Annotated in this window: 13 protein-coding genes; 5 read left to right on the top strand and 8 right to left on the bottom strand. The window is 63.9% G+C overall.

Features of this window, described 5'->3' with window-relative positions:
• Positions 1–98: 98 nt before the first annotated feature.
• The 8 genes from HWE17_RS16220 to HWE17_RS16255 all read right to left on the bottom strand — a co-directional run bounded on the left by HWE17_RS16220 (position 99) and on the right by HWE17_RS16255 (position 7562).
• On the bottom strand, positions 99–752 hold the full coding sequence (locus HWE17_RS16220) for an alpha/beta hydrolase (RefSeq protein WP_035828394.1): 654 nt from the start codon (positions 750–752) through the stop codon (positions 99–101).
• Positions 753–814: 62 nt separating this feature from the next.
• Positions 815–1132 carry a ferredoxin gene (locus HWE17_RS16225; RefSeq protein WP_034781335.1) on the bottom strand — a complete coding sequence of 106 codons (318 nt, stop codon included), beginning with the start codon at positions 1130–1132 and terminating at the stop codon, positions 815–817.
• 40 nt (positions 1133–1172) lie between these two features.
• The gene (locus HWE17_RS16230; protein ID WP_176389448.1) at positions 1173–2360 is read right to left on the bottom strand and encodes a VanZ family protein; all 1188 of its coding nucleotides are present in this window, start codon (positions 2358–2360) and stop codon (positions 1173–1175) included.
• Complete coding sequence (locus HWE17_RS16235) at positions 2357–2971, bottom strand: ABC-type transport auxiliary lipoprotein family protein (RefSeq protein ID WP_176389449.1); 615 nt, start codon at positions 2969–2971, stop codon at positions 2357–2359. The genes HWE17_RS16230 and HWE17_RS16235 overlap by 4 nt, the downstream gene beginning before the upstream one ends.
• Positions 2972–2983: 12 nt before the next feature.
• Positions 2984–3943: an MlaD family protein gene (locus HWE17_RS16240; protein ID WP_035822902.1), complete on the bottom strand. Its 960-nt coding sequence runs from the start codon at positions 3941–3943 to the stop codon at positions 2984–2986.
• Positions 3943–4851: an ABC transporter ATP-binding protein gene (locus HWE17_RS16245; RefSeq protein WP_176389450.1), complete on the bottom strand. Its 909-nt coding sequence runs from the start codon at positions 4849–4851 to the stop codon at positions 3943–3945. Before HWE17_RS16245 ends, HWE17_RS16240 begins: the two co-directional genes overlap by 1 nt.
• Positions 4851–5984 (bottom strand): ABC transporter permease, encoded by a 1134-nt coding sequence (locus tag HWE17_RS16250; RefSeq protein ID WP_099403808.1) that lies wholly within the window; start codon positions 5982–5984, stop codon positions 4851–4853. The genes HWE17_RS16245 and HWE17_RS16250 overlap by 1 nt, the downstream gene beginning before the upstream one ends.
• Before the next feature lie 57 nt (positions 5985–6041).
• Positions 6042–7562: a B12-binding domain-containing radical SAM protein gene (locus HWE17_RS16255; protein WP_176389451.1), complete on the bottom strand. Its 1521-nt coding sequence runs from the start codon at positions 7560–7562 to the stop codon at positions 6042–6044.
• A 133-nt stretch (positions 7563–7695) separates the two neighbouring features.
• Here HWE17_RS16255 and HWE17_RS16260 point away from each other — a divergent pair, with 133 nt between their 5' ends.
• From HWE17_RS16260 to HWE17_RS16280, 5 genes are read left to right on the top strand one after another with little or no spacing between them, the layout of a single operon-like run.
• On the top strand, positions 7696–9303 hold the full coding sequence (locus HWE17_RS16260; protein ID WP_176389452.1) for a DUF2138 family protein: 1608 nt from the start codon (positions 7696–7698) through the stop codon (positions 9301–9303).
• Positions 9300–9971 (top strand): DUF1175 family protein, encoded by a 672-nt coding sequence (locus tag HWE17_RS16265; protein WP_176389453.1) that lies wholly within the window; start codon positions 9300–9302, stop codon positions 9969–9971. The genes HWE17_RS16260 and HWE17_RS16265 overlap by 4 nt, the downstream gene beginning before the upstream one ends.
• The gene (locus tag HWE17_RS16270) at positions 9968–14506 is read left to right on the top strand and encodes an alpha-2-macroglobulin (RefSeq protein ID WP_255206273.1); all 4539 of its coding nucleotides are present in this window, start codon (positions 9968–9970) and stop codon (positions 14504–14506) included. The genes HWE17_RS16265 and HWE17_RS16270 overlap by 4 nt, the downstream gene beginning before the upstream one ends.
• Positions 14507–14529: 23 nt before the next feature.
• Entirely contained in the window at positions 14530–16188 is a 1659-nt protein-coding gene (locus HWE17_RS16275) for a DUF2300 domain-containing protein (RefSeq protein WP_176389454.1), read from the top strand.
• A gap of 29 nt (positions 16189–16217) precedes the next feature.
• A complete protein-coding gene (locus HWE17_RS16280; RefSeq protein ID WP_176389455.1) occupies positions 16218–16946 on the top strand; it encodes a YfaP family protein in 729 nt (242 codons plus the stop codon).
• Positions 16947–17056 lie beyond the last annotated feature (110 nt).

The raw sequence follows: 17056 nt of genomic DNA on the forward strand, positions 1-17056 counted from the left end.
AAAAAGATGAAGGCTGAGGGCCATGTCGTTGCAACTTACATGGCCGCGTGGAAAAAACGGATCAATTATAGCCGTGGAGGCGCTAGTAAGCCCACACTTCAATGATCATCTGCTGCTATTGCGGGTTTGTCACCATGCCACAGGGCAATCACGAGGTTCTTGATGTGATTGAGCTTGCGGTGGAAAAAGTGGTCGGCGCCGGGGATCACGATCACGGGAATGTCTTGTGGACGGGCCCAGTCGAAGACGGCGGACAGGGGGATCGTGTCGTCCAGTTCGCCGTGGATCAAGATGGTGTCGGCGGGAATATCGGCCATGGCCCACTTGCCGGCCGCGCTGCCGATCAGCGCCAGACGCTCGACGGGCGTGCCGGCGGCGGCCAGGCGTTCTTGCAGTTTCGACTGCACGAAGGTGCCGAACGAGAAACCGGACAAGGCCACGGGCAAGCCCGGATACAGGCCGCGCATGTGTTCATACAGCAATTGCATGTCGTCCGTCTCGCCCGCGCCATGGTCGTGTACGCCTTCGGAAGCACCGACGCCGCGGAAGTTGATGCGCGCCACCACGTAACCGAGGGCGACAAACGCGCGCGCCAGGGTTTGCGTGACCTTGTTATCCATCGTGCCGCCGTACAGCGGGTGCGGATGGGCCACGAGGGCGATGCCGCGCGGGGTGTCTGCCGGGAAATCGAGCAAGCCTTCCATGCTGCCTGCATGGCCGGCGAGGGTAAATTTTTCCGAGTTTCTGTTCATGATGCTCATACTGGTGGCGTAGGCTTAATTTGAAGTTAAAACGTTGAAATTAAATATGCGGCTCAGATTTTCAGGCGTTCGACGATTTTGCCGCCCACCAGGTGCGTATCGATGATTTCATCGATATCGCTGGTGTCGACATAGGTGTACCAGGTCGCTTCCGGGTAGATGACCAGCAGCGGGCCTTCCTCGCAGCGGTCCATGCAGCCGGCCTGGTTGATGCGGATCTTGCCCGCGCCATTCATGTCGAGTTCCTTGATGCGGCGCTTGCAATGCTTTTGCGCCGCTTCCGCGCCATGGTCGCCGCAACTGTTGCGGCCGTCTTCACGTTTGTTCATGCAGAAAAAAACGTGGCGTTCAAAATACGGTGCGTCGCTCATACTATTCTCCCGCTGATTCATCAATGCGCCATGATAACGCTTATGGGTGGTCTTCGCGACGCTGGCGCTGCGCATCATCCTGCCGGTTCAGTCGGTGCGAGGGCAGGCACAGGAACCACAGGGCCATGAAGGGCCACAGCAAGGCGAGGAATTGCGCCGCGCCATTGAAGTTGAGGAACTTGCCTTGAAACCAGCCTTGCAAGGTTGACATGAAGTAGGGGTTGATCGGCGTTGTATTCACCATTACCAGGCTCAGCAGCAAGGTGGCGGTCGCGATGCGGCGCTGCGCCACGTGCGGTGCGAACGCCAGGCCGCCCAGCATGATCAGGCCGATCAAAAAGCCACCCTGAGCACCCGGCGTGATCCAGACGAAAGCATTTTCCGGCGAAAACAGCAGCGCGCTGGCCATGGAGCGCACGGTCAGGGCGGCGGCGATGAGGGCCAGCATTAATATCGTGCGCGGCGCGGCGCGGCGCAGCAGGCACAGCAAGGTCAGCACGGCGCCCGTCATGCCGCAAGCCGTGATGATGGTTTCCGAAAGCCAATATTGCTCAACGGTCAATATCACGTCGGGGCGCAGATACGCGGCCAGGTCGATCTCCATGCCCGCCAGGCGCGACAGCCAGTCCGACAGGATGGGCAGCAACTGGCCCAGGCCGAACAGATAGCCTTGCGGATAGATCTGCGCCAGCGGCCACAGGGCTACCAGCACCAGGCCCTGGCTGGCGTGCTGGGCAAACCAGCGCTGGCGCAAGCGGTACAAATGGCTATGGTCGAGCAGCTTGCGCGCCGTCAGGGCGCCGATGATGGAACCGATGCAGCAGCCGGCCGCATTCGTATAAAAATCGAGGTTCGACGAGACGCGGCTGGGCAAATAGGTTTGCACGGCTTCCATGCTGCCGGAAATCAACATGCCGCACAGGCTGGCGACGATGACGGCAAAGAAACCCGTGATCCTGGGAAACAGCGAATACACGATCAAGGCGCCCAGCGGGATGTAGCCGACGATATTCACGCCGACATCGAAGCCCGTCCAGTAACGGGGCATGCGCGTGTTTTCCAGGAACGTCAGCGGCGACAAACCATTGCTGTGCCAGCCCGTGAACGGAAACCAGCTGGCGTACACGATCAGGAAGACGTAGGCGAGCAGGGTCGCGCGCGACACGGGCGAGGAACGGACGGGCGGCAGCGGTGCCGTCGGGCTGGCTGGGGATGCGGGCTCGGTCATTCTTTCGTGATATTCAGCGTGCCCAGCCAGGTCAGCAGGTCGGTGGCGATGGCGTCCGATGCCGCGGCCAGCGCCTGCGCGCCGCCTTGCGCATCGGCGCTGCCGGCCGGGCCGCTGCGGCTGAAGGTTTTCTGGTCGATCAGGCGGTGGCCGCGAAAGACCGAGGCGCGCAGCGACACGTGGCCGCTGCTGTGCGTCTGCGTGTCGAAGTTTTGCGAAAAATCATCGACGTCGATGCGCAGCAGGGGCATGCCGGCGGCAGCGTCCGTGGTCGACAGCACTTTCACGCCGCTTTGCGCCACGCGGGTTTTCAGGCGCTGGCTTAATAGTTGCAGCGGCGGCGTGTTCCAGCGGTTGTAGGCGTACGGACGCGATTGCTGCGCATCGGCGTACAGCAAGCGGTAATACATGCGCTGGCTGTCCAGCCAGGACGGACCGTTGGCGTCGGCGATCACCAGCACGGGCACGGCTGGCGCAGCCGGCTGCGCGGCTGTCAGCGGCGCGGCCGGGCCGAAATCGTAAAACGTGGGGACTGGACCGCGGCTGGCGCAACCGCCCAGCAGGAATGCGGCGGCCAGGACGAGTGCGCTGAAATGGCGTGGGATAGGCATGCGGTGTTCTCCTTATTTTCCCGGTGCCGAAAAACCGGGCTCGCCCGGGCCGGGCGGGATGTCTGGGGCGCCGAACAAGATGCTCTGCGGCTGTTCATTGAGCGTGCTCATGGTGGTTTTCAGGGCGCGCATCGAGGAACGCGCTTCGCCGCTCAGCTCGATTACTTGCGGCAGCACTTCCAGCGACACGCCATTGGCCACCGTTTCCACGGAAGTGCCGACCCGGTCGACCGTGCCATTGACCTTGTCGAGCACGCCGCCGGGCGCCTGGATGTCGTTGCCCAGCTTTTTCCACGTGGCCGTCAAGTCCGACACGTTCTTGCTGGCCGTACTGACGGCCGTCAAGGTTTGCCGCGTTTGTTCCGTCAGTTGCGGCAATTGCGTCAGGGTCGGCTCCAGCTGCTGCGGAATGGCGCCAAAGGCCTTGGCCGCCTTGCCCACTTCCGTGAAGGCGCCCAGCATGGCCGCCTGGTTGTCGGGGCTGAGCAGGTTGTTGACTTTGTTGGTGATCTGCTCGGCTTGGTCGAGAATGCGCTTGCCGCGCTTTTCCAGCTGGTCGAGCAAGCCCGCGCGCAGGGGAATCTGCGACGGCTTGTCCTTGCTGGTGCCCAGCAGTTTCGAGCCCACGTGTTCATCGTCGAGCTGGATGTAGGCGATGCCCGTCACGCCCTGGTAGCCGAGGGTGGCAAAAGTGGTATTCGTGACGGGCGTGTCGGGCGCCACGCTGATGTGCACGAGGATTTGCCCCGCCTTTTGCGTGTCGAAGTCGATGGCGTCGACCTTGCCCACTTCCAGGCCCCGGTAGCGCACGGTCGCCTGCGGGTTCAGGCCCGGCACGGACAGGGTGGTGGCGAGCAGGTAAGGCACCCGTTCCACGCGGTCGCGGTTGAACCAGACGCCGAACAGAATCGCGGCCACCAGCAAGGTGAGTGTAAAAAATCCCGTCATCAGGGCATGTGATCTGTTTTCCATTACTTCTCCGCTTTCTTGTCTGTGCCGGCGTCGTCGCCTGGCTGCGCGGCCTTGCCCGCCACCGCCGCCTGTTTCTCATCGAGGACGGCCAGCGCGCGCTTGCCGCGGTCGCCGAGGAAAAATTGCTTGATGAACGGGTGGTCGACTTCGATCACCTCGCGCGTGGGGCCGATGGCGATCACGTGTTTTTCCGCCAGCACGGCGATGCGCGTGGACAGGGCGAACAAAGTGTCGAGGTCATGCGTGACCATCACCACCGTCAAGCCCAGCTCGCGGTGCAGCGACTGGATCAGGGCGACAAAACTTTCCGACAGGTCCGGGTCCAGGCCCGCCGTGGGTTCGTCGAGGAACAGCAGCTTCGGCTCCAGCGCCAGGGCGCGCGCCAGGGCCACGCGCTTGATCATGCCGCCCGACAAGTCCGACGGCATTTTGAGCGCATGTTCCGGGCCAAGTCCCACCATATTCATTTTTAATAGTACCGCGTCGTGTACCAGCGCTTCGGGCAGTACGCGCAATTCGCGCATCGGCTGGGCCACATTGTCGAACACGGTCAGGGCCGAATACAGGGCGCCTTGCTGGAACAGCATGCCCCAGTGGTTGCGCAACTGTTGCAACTGGTCGGAACTTGCCTGGTTGATATCTTCGCCAAACACTTTGACGCAGCCGCGCGCCGGATGTTCCAGGCCCAGCATCTGGCGCAGCAGCACCGTCTTGCCCGTGCCGGAGCCGCCCACGATGGAAAGGATTTCACCCCGTTCGATTTCCAGGTTCAAGTCCTGGTGTACGACGGTACGGCCGAACTTGGTCCACAGATTGGTGATTTCCACCACGGGCGCGCTGCCATGCAGGTTGAACTGGCCCCCGTTGCCTTCGCTCACCTTGCAAGCGATTTCGGTATCGTCCGTCATCAGTAGCCCACTCCATTGAAGACGATGGCGAACACGGCGTCGGCCAGGATCACCACGGTGATGGCCGTGACGACGGCGGTGGTGGTGCCGCGTCCCAGGCTTTCCGTGTTGGCCTTGATGCGCAGGCCGAAATGGCACGAGACCAGCGCGATCAGCATGCCAAAAATCACGCCCTTGCCCAGGCCGATCATGTAGTTGGCCAGCGGCACGGCGTCCGGCAGCTTCTGGATGAAATAGCGCGCCGACAGGTTCAGTTCCACCTTGGCCGCCACCATGCCGCCGATCAGCGCGGCCGTATCCGTCCAGATGACGAGCAGGGGCATGGAAATGGCCAGGGCCAGCACTTTTGGCATGATCAGGCGGAAACCGTGCGAAATGCCCATCACCAGCATGGCGTCGAGCTCTTCCGTGACGCGCATGACGCCCAGCTGCGCCGTGATGGATGAACCGGAGCGGCCGGCCACGAGGATGGCGGCCAAGAGCGGCCCCAGTTCGCGGATGACGCTCATGCCCAGCAGGTTGACCAGGTAAATGTCGCCGCCAAAGGCGCGCAGTTGCTGCGCCGACAGATAGGACAGCACGACGCCGATCAGAAAGCCGACCAGGGCCGTGATGCCCAGCGCCTGGAAGCCCGCATGGAAGATATTGGCGGAAATTTCACGCCATGGCCCGCGCATGGGATGGCGCGCGAAGCGGCCGATATCCTGCGTCACCTGGCCCACCAGGGCAATAAAACCCTTCAAATGTTCGAAAAACAGCAGGATGGCCATGCCCAGCTTCATCACGGGCGTGAGGCGGTTGGCGCGCGAGGGCGGCGTTTCCAACGGTCCCGTTTCTTCGATGCGCCGGAAAAACTCTTCCTGCGACGGCGCCAGGGTCAGTTGCGCGGGGCGCTGCTTGCCCCAGGCATTCCAGAACAGCTGGGCGCCAATATGGTCCATGCTGTCGATGGCCGACAGGTCCCATTGCACCTTGGCATCGCCCTGCAAGGGCTTGAGCTGGGCATCGATGGCCTTGATGGCATTCTCATGCGCCAGCGCGTGCACCTGCCAGGTGCCGCTGGCAGTGACAAGGGCTCCCTGTTGGGAGCTGGTCTGGGAGAGGGTCAGTTTCGGCGATTGTACAGTCGGCATCGTGCCAGTTTAAGGGAGAATGGCGCAGACCGCCACCGCTGTTCAATCGCCGGCCCCTCAGGACGCCAGGTGGCGCGCTTGCCGCTGCGGCAAGGCGACGTCCGGGCGCAGCTTGGCGCTGCCAGTACTCACTTCGGCTGGCTTGGCATGTGCGGCTGCCTGCGCGCCGCCCGCATAGTCGCTGGCCACGAGGGCGTTGGCCTCGACCGCGCTCATGCCGCGCGTCTGCAGCCATTGCGCTACCAGCTTGGCCAGGCGTTCCATGGCGATGCGGTGGGTGGCGTCCGTGTGGGCGTACAGCCAGTTCGAAAAATCCATGAAGTTTTCAAACGGCGCATCGCCCAGCATCCATTGCACCGTATTGGCGAAGCGGCCCGAGTTGGCCACCAGGTCCCAGTAGCGGGCGAAGCGCACCAGGCGCTGCATGCTCATGAAGTCGAGCTGTTTATTCGCCAGGATGGTGTACGGCGGGTGCGGGTCGAATACCATGCCATAGTTTTCCGTATGGCGGATGATGGGCGTGCCGCGCAGCCGCTTTAAGATGCCGAACTGAATTTCATGCGGTTTCAAGGCCACCAGCTTGTTGAAACCGGCCGCGAAGCTCGCTTCATCCTCGCCCGGCAAGCCGGCGATCAAGTCCACGTGCAAGTGGGCGTTTGATTTTTCGCAAAGCCAGCGGATATTGTCGGCCGCCTTTTGGTTGTCCTGCTTGCGGCTGACCAGCGATTGCACGTCCGGATTGAAACTCTGGATGCCGATCTCGAACTGCAGCGCGCCGGGCGGGAACTTGCTGATGCCTTCCTTCAAGGCATCAGGCAGGTGGTCGGGCACCAGTTCGAAGTGAGCGTAGATCGGGTCGTCCGGATTCGCCTCGATCTTGTCCAGGAAGAACTGCATGATCTTCAAGCTGGTCTTGATATTCAGGTTGAAGGTGCGGTCGACGAACTTGAACAGGCGCGCGCCGCGTGCATGCAGGGATTCCATCTCGGCCAGGAAATTTTCCAGCGCAAAGGGCCAGGCCGTCTTGTCCAGCGCCGACAGGCAGAACTCGCACTTGAACGGACAGCCGCGCGACGCTTCCACGTAAATCGTGCGGTGGCGGATATCGTCGTCTGTATACAAGGAGTAGGGCAGCTGCAGTTCCGCCAGCGGCGCTTGCACGCCCGCGTGGATCTTCATCAGCGGTTTTGGCCCGTTGAGGATCTCGCCGCACAGCTTGGGGAAGGTGACGTCGCCCCAGCCCGTGATCAGATAATCGGCCAGCTTGACGATCTCTTGCTCGCCCGCCTCATGCGACACTTCCGGCCCGCCCAGCACGATGATGACCTCGGGCGCCACACGCTTGAGCATGGCCACCAGTTTCGTCGTTTCCTCGACGTTCCATATGTATACGCCAAAGCCGATGATGCGCGGCTTGTTGACGAGGATGCGCTCGACCAGCTCCGTGGTTTTCGTGCCGATGACGAATTCCTGCAGCCGCGTCTGCGCTTGCAGCGGCCCCATATTGGCCAGCAAATAGCGCAATCCCAGCGAGGCGTGGGTGTAGCGGGCGTTCAGGGTGGAGAGCAGGATGGTCATGGCGGCGATGGAAACGGCGAAACCGCTATTTTACGCTGTCGCGTCAGCTGTGCGCTGCGGCCACAAATGCCATGTTACCATTTGTCAATAATTACTAACTTGTCAATGCTACGGCAGGGTAAAGGGATACACGGTGCTGGCGAAAAACGTACTCAATAAAAAAGTCCTGCTCGGGACGCTGGCCGGGGTGGCCGTGGTAGCCGCCGCGCTGGTCGGCTACCGGGTCTTCGGCTGGGGCGCGATGGGGCCGGTCAACGGCCTGAAGCTCGATTTGTCGCGGCCCGACGCGCTGGTCCGCACGAAAAGCCTGTCGGCCTTGCCGCGCGACTTGCTGACGGTGCCGCTGGCGCGCGACGTGCTGCGCGAGGATTTCCTGTTCTATTACGAGCAGAGCGAAGACCGGCTGGGCCTGAAGGGCAGCTTGCGCCGCATTGCTTATGAGCATGAATTGGGCTGGGGCGACCAGCTGCTGCGCATGGTGCTGGACCAGCCGGCGGAAGTGGCCTTGTGGCGCGACGCCGATGGCTCGCTCAAGCACTTTGCCATTGCCGTGTCGCGCAGCCAGCTCACGCGTTTGCTGGAGGAAGCGGGCAAGATCGCCCTGAAGGATACGCAGATGCGCGTGGCCGGCAGCTTGCGCGTCGATGGCGGCCAGGTGCCCGTGTATGCGCTGAACTATGCCTACCAGCGCACCTTGCTGTTTGCCGCGCACGGCCAGCGCCTGGTCATCCTGTCCCATCCCGGCATGCTGTATGGCGGCAGCGACGGCAAGCATGGCGATGGCACGGCCGAGAAAACCGTGGCCAGCCTGCTGGCGCCGGAAGCGGCCAAGCAAAACGTCTTTCATCCGCAGTTCCATCTCGACGGCGCCGCGCCCGAGGGCCACAGCATCGCCGTCAAGGCCGACTTCCTGTCCTTCGGCTACCAGCCCTTCTTTGGCGCGTTAGAGGCGCTGCGCTTCGATTTTCAACAGGGCGCCTGGCAATCGAAGGTGCTGCTCAATGCCGACAAGCTGAAGAACGGCGGCTACGACAGCAGCGCCCTGTGGCCCGTGCTGCCGCACAACCCGAGCGCCTGCTTCAGCGTGCCGGTGGACTGGACCGCGCTGCAGCCTGTGCTCAAGCGCCTGGGCAGCAAGACCTCCGCGCCCGTGGCGCCGCTGGCCGAACACTTGCAAGGGCCGGCCGCCGCCTGCTGGTACGGCAATTCGCGCCTGCATACGCCGGTGTTTGTCGCCACGCGCAGTGCGCAGGCCGGTGATGACGCTGTCTATGGCAGCCTGTTCGAGGCGGCCATCGGCGGCAAGGACCCCGTGCGCAAAACGACAGGCAAAGATGGCGCCGTTCGCTGGGAGCGCAGCGTCGCCACGGCGCTGGGCCAGTCCACGCCGGCGCTGGCCGTGGCGGGCAATACCGTCGTTTTTTCCGCCGACGGCAAGCTGGTGGACCAGGTGCTGGCCGTGCGCCGCAAGCAGGCACCGGCCGCCAGCGACCTGCTGCCCGATGGCGCGCGCACCATCGGCCTGATCGCGCCGGCGTCGCTGGCCCGGCTGATCCAGCTGGAAGCCTTCGACACTCTGCCGGCGAATAACGAACCGGTACTGCGCGCAGCCGCCAACGAACACCTGGTGCCGCGCCTGAACGCCTTGAAAAAATACCCTCCGCTGCGCATGGTGCTTAAGCGGCAGCCAGCCAGCGGCACGTCATGGGAAACGCTGGAATGGCAGGAGACGGCGCGATGACGCTGTGGCATGGACGCCGTGCCGCCTTGCGATCGCTGGCGGCTTGCGCCGCCACCGTGGCAATGCCCGCCTGGGCCTTGCGCGTGGCCGCCGAACCGCAGGTGCAGCTGTCGCAGGCGCAAAGCCGCGCCTTCCAGGCCTGGATGTTGCGCATCGTCAACGCGCAGATCGAACGGGGGCCGTCGCCGCGCTGGACGCACCGCGATTGCGCCGGCCTGGTGCGCTTTGCCGTCAACGAAGCGCTCACCGTGCATGACGCGAAGTGGCTGCATGCGAACGGCATCGCCAGCGACCGTCGCCTGCCGCCCGAGCTGGAACTGGACGCGAAGCAGGCCGCCTTGCGCAACCGCTGGGTACAGACGGGCGGCCAGGTCGGCCACTTCGTCACGGCGTTGGCGCTGGTGCAGCACAACAGCCGTTTCATCGCCCGCGAAATCAGCCAGGCGTTGCCCGGCGACCTGCTGTTTTTCGACCAGGGCGACGAACAGCACCTGATGGTCTGGATGGGGGCGCGCATCGCCTACCATACCGGCACCGTCACCCCCGACGACAATGGTCTGCGGACCGTCGATATCAAAGAACTTACGAGCTGGAAGGACACGCGGTGGCAACCTGTGGTCAACAATCCCAATTTCGCCGGAGTGTTCCGGCTGGTGTTTTTATCATGAAGCTGCTATTTATGGGCCTTCTCGCGCTGCTCATGCTGAGCAGCGCTTCCGCGCAGGAACGCGAGCCGAGCAACTACAGCACCTTCAAGGGCGAACCGTTCTTCCTGCTGTCGGACGCCAGCTACGGCAGTGTTGATGAAGCGCGCGTGCGCCTGGAAGTGCCGGGCCGCGACATGGGGCGCATGAACCTGGAAGTGTATTCGGGCGCCGACATCGTCGTCTACCGCGTGCCCGAACCAATGGAATTCCTGAAAAAGCAGCGCAATCTGCACCGCATCCAGGTCGAGGGCAATTACCAGGGCGAAGGCCTGGCCAACACCTTGAGTTTTTTGTGGGATCGGTGGTGGAAGCAGTCGCGCCTGGCCTGGCGCAAGCTGTTTTCCGGCGACGCGCGCCTCGCGGTAACGAAAGAACAGCCGCAACTGGCGACGAATGACGCGATCCGCCGGCGCACCGTGTTCGCCAATCATCCGCAGTACAAGCCGATCAAGGGCATGGAGCTGGTCGACAGCTTCCGCTATCCGATCTGGCAAGCCAAGGCCATCGCGCCGCCGAAAGGTGTGAAACTCGATGGGTCCAGCAGCGACTTCATCGTCGCCGGCGCCGGCAACGTGATGATACCGCTGGGGAAACGCAAGCCGGGCCTGTACCTGATCGAAGCGATCATCGGCGAGCACCGCGCCACCACGCTGGTATTCGTGTCGGACACGGTGGCCGTCACCAAGGTATCGTCCGGCCAGATGCTGGTGTGGACGGCACGGCGCGACAACAGTGCCGCCGTGGCCGGCGCCAATGTGGCGTGGACGGACGGCACTGGCGTGCTGCAATCGGCCACCACGGGTGCAGATGGCGTCGCCTCGCTCGAGCGCGGCAGCCCGGAACACACGTATGTGCTGGGCCAGGACCGCGACGGTGGCGTGTTCGTGTCCGAGAACTTTTACTATGACAGCGAAATCTATAACACCAAGATTTATGCGGTGACGGATCGGCCCCTGTACCGGCCCGGCGATGAAGTCAACGTCAAGTTTTTGGGCCGCGAATTCACCTCCGCGCGCAACTCGCAGGCAGCCGCCGCTGCGCCGATCAGCTTGAGCGTGCTCAATCCAAATGGCACGCCGCTGCTGACGCAAACGCTGCAGCTGTCCGGCGACACGGGCGCGGACACGCGCTTCCGCCTGCCCACGGAAGCGACCGCCGGCGGCTATGAACTGCGCTTCAATTACAAGGATGGCGCGTATGGCGCGGCCTTCCGCGTGGCCGAATACGTCAAACCGCACTTTGAAATCAACGTCCAGCCATCGAAGCCGGAATTCAAGACGGGCGAGGCGGTCAAGGGCAGCATCGCGCTGCGCTACCCGGATGGCAAGCCCGTGAAAAATGCGAAGATGACCTTGTCGCTGCGCGGCCAGCAAAACACCATGGTTGAAGGCGAACTGCGTTACAGCGGCCTGTTCCCGGTGGCCTTGAAGACCGAGGAAGTGACGAGCGACGGCAGCGGCAATGTGGACTTCACTTTGCCGCCCGCCGCCGATCCTTCGCGCTACATCTTGACCGTGCTGGCGACCGATGGTGCGGCCTACCGCGTCAAGGCGACGCGCGAGCTGATGATAGAACGCTCGAGCAGCAGCTACCAGCTGAAAGCCACGCGCCAGTTTTCCGATCCGGGACAAAACGTGCATTTCGACTTGCTGGCCGATGGCCAGGGCGCGGCCAAGCCCGTGCGCTGGGAAATGGTGCAGCTGGAAAAACAGAGCAAGACTGACGGCGCGTTCGATCCAAACGCCAAGGGCTGGGATGTGACGTTCCCCGCCTCGGGTTCATATCAGCTGGCGCTGCGCGACGAGCGCGGCAACTTGCTGGCCGCTGCCAGCCACTGGGTGTCGGGTGACGGCGTGCAAACGACGCCGGGCAGCATCGAGATCGTGCTGGACCGCGCCCGTTATCGTCCGGGCGACACGGCCGAGGCCTTGATCACGTTCTCCGACAAGGTCGAGCAGGCGCTGTTCACGTTAGAACGCGACAAGGTGGAGCACCATGGCTTGATGGCCAGCGGCGCTGACTGGTACCAGGCGAAACGCGTGGCGCCGCGCCAGTGGAGAGTGCGCATCCCGGTAAAAGAAGAGCATGGCCCGAACATGACGTTCTCTGTGGCGTACACGCGCAATGGCGACTTCGTCTTCGAGAACGCCGGCCTGCAAGTGATCGAGCCGCGCATCGCGCTGCAGTTCAAGAGCGACAAGGAGGTCTACCAGCCGGGCGAGAAGGTCACGCTCGATGTGAAGGCGACGCTGGACGGCAAGCCTTTGAGCACGATGGTGGCGCTGGGCGTGGTCGATGAAATGATCTATGTGCTGCAGCCGGAAATCGCGCCGGACATCGGCGACTTCTTCTACCATCCGCGCCGCAACAATGTGCGCACCACGGCCAGCCTGTCTTTCATCAGTTACGACATGGCGCAGGGCCGTACCGCAGGCGCGCCCGCGCGCCACAATTACAACGAGCGTGGCGTCAAGGTGCTGGAACGTCCACGCCGCGACAATATCGATACGGCCTACTGGGCGCCGTCGCTGAAGACCGATGCGAATGGTAATGCGCGTGTGAGTTTCACCATGCCCGATGCGCTGACCCGCTGGCGTATCACGGGCCGCGCGATGGATGAGCAAGGGCGCGTTGGCCAGCGCACCGCCTATCTGCGTTCCGATAAAAACTTCTATGCCAAGTGGACGGCGCCTGACTGGATGCGCGCTGGCGATGCGCCGCGTGCCTCGGTGGCCGTATTCAACCAGACGGGCAAGGAGCAGGCGCTCGACGTTGTTCTCTCTGGCGTGGAACAGCCGAAGACGGAAAAACTGTCCGCCAAACCGGGCGTCAATTACGTCGAATTTCCGTTGACTGCTGGCGGTGGGCCGCTGCGCCTGGAAGTAAAACAGAATGGCAAACTGGTCGACGCCTTGGACACGGCCATGCAAACCTTGCCCGCCGCGTGGAGCAGCCCGCGCTCCTTGGTGCTGCCGCTCGATGGCGCCACCGGTGAGATTTCACTCAAGCTGCCGGCGGACGCGCGCAATATCCGCGTCTCGTTCGCTCAGGGAGCGGCCAGCCAGTTCGCGCGCATTGCCGACGACCTGATCGACTATCCATATGGCTGCGTGGAGCAGACGGCCAGCCGTTTGATTCCGTTGGCGCTGGCCACGCAAAGCCTGGGGCCGGACGCCGGTGCTGCAAGCGAGCGCCTGCAAACGCTCCTGACTGCGCAGCGCCTGCGTCTGGTGTCCATGGCCGGTCCGAACGCCGTCTTCGGCTGGTGGGGTAATGCCACGGCCGGCAATGCCCTGATGACGGCCTACGCCTACTACGCGGACTGGTATGCGGCGCGCGCGCTGCATATCGAGCTGCCGCCAGAGCATTGGAACAAGCTGCTGGCCGTCTACAGCGAACATGGCTTGAAGGATGCGATGGGCGACCGCGCGCTGGTGTTGTGGATGGCGCGCGAGATGGGCCTGCCCACGCAGACGCTGGCGGCGGGCCTCGTGGACGACAGCGCCATCGCCGTCCTGGGCGGCAAGCCGCGCCAGGCGGGCGACAGCGGCAGCCTGCTGCTGGGCGGGGCACTTGATCGCGAAGCGCAAGCGATGGGCCTTAGTCTGGTGGCGCTGGTGGCCGCCCAGAACGGCATCGCCCTGCCGCATTCGCTGCAGCTGCAAGTGGCCAGCTCATGGCAGGTGCTGCGCGAGTCCAAAGCGCCGGTGGCGCAGGCCTTGCTGATGCTGGCCGGTGACGTGCCGGCTACCCAGGCCGAGGTGGTGCTGGCCAGCGTGCGCGCCGAGATGCCGACCCTGGACCGCGCGATGACCTTGATGTGGGTGCAAAAGAAGCTGGGCGGTGCATCGTTCGGCAAGGGGCCGGCCGTCACGCTGGACGGCGCCTGGCAAAAACGCGACAGCCGCAGCGGCCAGCCGGTCTGGCGCTGGAGCGATACCAAGAGTATTCCCGATAAATTGCGTCTCGCCGCATCGACCGCGGCGCCGGCCGGCACGGTGGCCGTGCTGCAGTACGACAGTCACGCGGCCGAAGCACCGACCTTGCCGGTTGCCGTCGAACGTCGCATCCTGCGCATGAAGGCGGGCAAGGGTGGCTATACGACGGAGCTGGTCAAGCCGGGCGAAGCGCTCAGCACGGACGCGCTCTACCTCGATGAAATCACCTTGAAAGCGGGGCCGGGCGCGAAGCACCGTTTTGGCTTGCTGGAAGTGGCGCTGCCGCCCGGCGCCATGGTCGAATCGACCACCTGGGGCATGGTCATGGCGGGCGACAAGCCTGCCGCGCTAGAACGCGCGCGCCACACCGAGCGCCGCGACGGCTACGCCGTGCCGGTCGAGCCTTTGGCCGGCGAGGTGACGGTGCGTCATTTGCTGCGCTTTGCGCAGAAGGGCAGTTACGTGCTGCCGCCGGCGCGCTTTTACCGCATGTATCAGCCGGAGCAGAAAGCCTTCGAAGGCGGCGGCAAGACCACGCGCGCATTGAAGGTCGAGTGATGGGCTTTGTACGTCCGGCCTTGATGCTTGCCACACTGCTGGCGACGCCCGCTTTTTCGGCCTCGCTGGATGTGGCCTGGTGGCGTGATGGCAAAATCGAAGTGCGACAGCTGCGCCAGGGCGGCACAGCGCCGCCGCCGTTTGACGGCGCGCGGCAAGTGCCGCTGGCCAGCCTGTGGAAGCTGTTCGTGTATGTATACGCGACGGATAACAAGGTGGCGATGCCGGACTACCGCTGCGGCGGCCGTGATCCGGAAGAAGTGTATTGCTGCGATGCGGGCCAGAGCATCGGCCACGACGCGGCGCTGGCGCAGTCGTGCGGCCCATTTTTTTCGCCTGGGCGGCTGATGATCACGGCCATCCCGTGGCGTAAATACTGGACGGGCCGCCTGGGTAGCGCGCCGGCAGGGGACTTTGCCTGGTTGGCGCATCCCGCGCAGCTGACGCCGGCACGCACGGTGCGCCTGGACAGCCTGCTGCGCGCGTTCGACAGCATCCCGGCCGCCAGCCGCGTGGATGCGGAAGCGGCGCTGCTGCGCGTGGTGCTCGATGGGCGCGGCGCTGGTACTGCCCGATGGTTCGGCAGCCAGTTGCGCGTCAAAACGTATTCCTGGCACGAACAGCGCCGGGCGGACGAACGTATCGGCGGCGCGGCCGGCTGGCTGGCCGACGGCACGCCGATCTGGTTTGGCGGCGCGGGCGGCAGCAGCAATGTCTTTGAACAGTGGGCGCCCAGGCTGGCCGCCAGCTTGCCGAAAGTGGGCGCGGCCGACGATGGCGGCTGTGTGGTGGTTGATTACTTCAAGCGCTATCCAATTCGCGCCGTGCGCGGCGAACGTGGCGTGGCAGTGGCCGGTCCGCTGAATGGCCGCTACCATGTGCAGTTCGAAAATGGCCAGAACCTCGCCTTGCGCAGCAGCGGTGAACTGATGCTGCTACAAGAGAAGGGCGGCCGCCCGCAACTGCGCGGTCGCTTCGGCGTCAATGAATATGTGGCGCGCGTGCTCGATCGCGAAGCGAGTACTGGCGAGCCGGAAGCGGCCAAGGCGCTGGCAATCGCCGCGCGCACGTATCTGCAGCAGAACGCGGTGACCGTGGCGGGCTGCCAGCAGATCGCCGACAGCAGCGCGACCCAGCGCGTCAGTCCCAGCCCGGCCACGCCGGCGGCGCTGGCGATTGCGCGCTGGACCGACCAGCTGATCGTCGATGGCGTCACCGTGCGCTATCACAGCAACCAGGCGTCCGAGGGGACCATGGCGTGGAGCGAGGCGGTGCGCCAGGCGAAACAAGGCAAGTACTATGATGAAGTGCTGGCGGCGGCCTATCCTGGCGGTGCGCTGAGCACCTTTGGCAATACCGGCGCGCGTTGCCGGCGTCTGGCGCAGAACGAAGATTGGCTGGCGCGGTCCGTGCCGCACTGGCAGCGCGTGCTGCTGCGCGAGGCCGGCTACGAGGCGCCGCCGCAAGCGCCGCTGGTCTGCGCCTTGCAGAGCGGCGCGCCGTATTCGGAGCAGTCGCGCAACCGCATCTACATGCGGCCGCTGGCCACGCGCGAAGACCGCATCACCCTGGCCCATGAATACCTGCATCTTGGCCTGCGCAACCATCCGCGCGGCCAGGACGAAGAATATGTCGAGCGGCTGGCCCGCCGGCTCGTCGACCTTAACCTGGAGGCCCTGTGAGTTTTTATATCCGTTGCGCGATTCCCTTGATGCTATTGCCACTCTGGGCGCAGGCCCAGGTCACCATCGACGCCCCCAAGAGTGGCTGGCGCAATTCGGCCGGCGCTAGCGAGGAATACACGCAAGCGGTCAACTACCCCGCCGCATCGGTCAACCTGCAGCCGGGCCAGGCCGAAACGGCGCAGATACGGGGGCGCATCGCCGGCGCCGTCAAGGGCAAGCCCGCTACGTTGGTGGTCAATGGCGTGGCGATGCCGATGGAAGTGGGTGAGGATGGCAGCTACGGCCGTCCCTATGGCTTCGGCAGCGGCTCGAACAGCGTGGAAGTGCGCTCGCCCGATGGCAGGAGCCGCGCGCGCACCCAGTTCGTCGACAGCTACCAGGGCAAGACCCAGGCGCGCTTGCGTGTCGTGCTGTCGTGGGACAGCGCCGGCACCGACCTCGATATGCATGTGGTCACGCCGGACGGTGGTCACGCCTGGTACGGCAATCGCGTCTTGAAAGATGGCGGCGCGCTGGATGTGGACGTAACCACCGGTTATGGCCCGGAGATCTTTTCCAGCGCGGCGCCCCTGAAGGGCAATTATCACGTCTACGTCAATTACTACGGCAGCGGCGAGAACACCGCCATGCTGACCGTCGCCCGCATATCGGTCATTACCAACGAAGGCACGCCGCGTGAAAAGCTGCAGAGCTTCCAGGTGCCGATGCGGGCCGCCGGGGAGCTGACCCTGGTGAAGTCATTCGTGTTGCCATAAATGGCCCTTGCGGAGCCGCGGCACCTTGGCTATAATTCGCCCCCTCGCTGAACGACGCATGCAAATGCCGAGTAAAGCAGGGTGAAAAAAGAAGGTTGACGGATTTAGCG

This window comes from Janthinobacterium sp. BJB401, assembly GCF_013372745.1.
GTDB lineage: Bacteria > Pseudomonadota > Gammaproteobacteria > Burkholderiales > Burkholderiaceae_D > Janthinobacterium > Janthinobacterium rivuli.

Coding starts and splice junctions, on each gene's coding strand:
- HWE17_RS16265 (WP_176389453.1), top strand. CDS start 9,300: ATGACGCTGTGGCATGGACGCCGTGCCGCCTTGCGATCGCTGGCGGCT.
- HWE17_RS16225 (WP_034781335.1), bottom strand. CDS start 1,132: ATGAGCGACGCACCGTATTTTGAACGCCACGTTTTTTTCTGCATGAAC.
- HWE17_RS16275 (WP_176389454.1), top strand. CDS start 14,530: ATGCTTGCCACACTGCTGGCGACGCCCGCTTTTTCGGCCTCGCTGGAT.
- HWE17_RS16235 (WP_176389449.1), bottom strand. CDS start 2,971: ATGCCTATCCCACGCCATTTCAGCGCACTCGTCCTGGCCGCCGCATTC.
- HWE17_RS16280 (WP_176389455.1), top strand. CDS start 16,218: ATGCTATTGCCACTCTGGGCGCAGGCCCAGGTCACCATCGACGCCCCC.
- HWE17_RS16250 (WP_099403808.1), bottom strand. CDS start 5,984: ATGCCGACTGTACAATCGCCGAAACTGACCCTCTCCCAGACCAGCTCC.
- HWE17_RS16270 (WP_255206273.1), top strand. CDS start 9,968: ATGAAGCTGCTATTTATGGGCCTTCTCGCGCTGCTCATGCTGAGCAGC.
- HWE17_RS16230 (WP_176389448.1), bottom strand. CDS start 2,360: ATGACCGAGCCCGCATCCCCAGCCAGCCCGACGGCACCGCTGCCGCCC.
- HWE17_RS16220 (WP_035828394.1), bottom strand. CDS start 752: ATGAACAGAAACTCGGAAAAATTTACCCTCGCCGGCCATGCAGGCAGC.
- HWE17_RS16255 (WP_176389451.1), bottom strand. CDS start 7,562: ATGACCATCCTGCTCTCCACCCTGAACGCCCGCTACACCCACGCCTCG.
- HWE17_RS16245 (WP_176389450.1), bottom strand. CDS start 4,851: ATGACGGACGATACCGAAATCGCTTGCAAGGTGAGCGAAGGCAACGGG.
- HWE17_RS16240 (WP_035822902.1), bottom strand. CDS start 3,943: ATGGAAAACAGATCACATGCCCTGATGACGGGATTTTTTACACTCACC.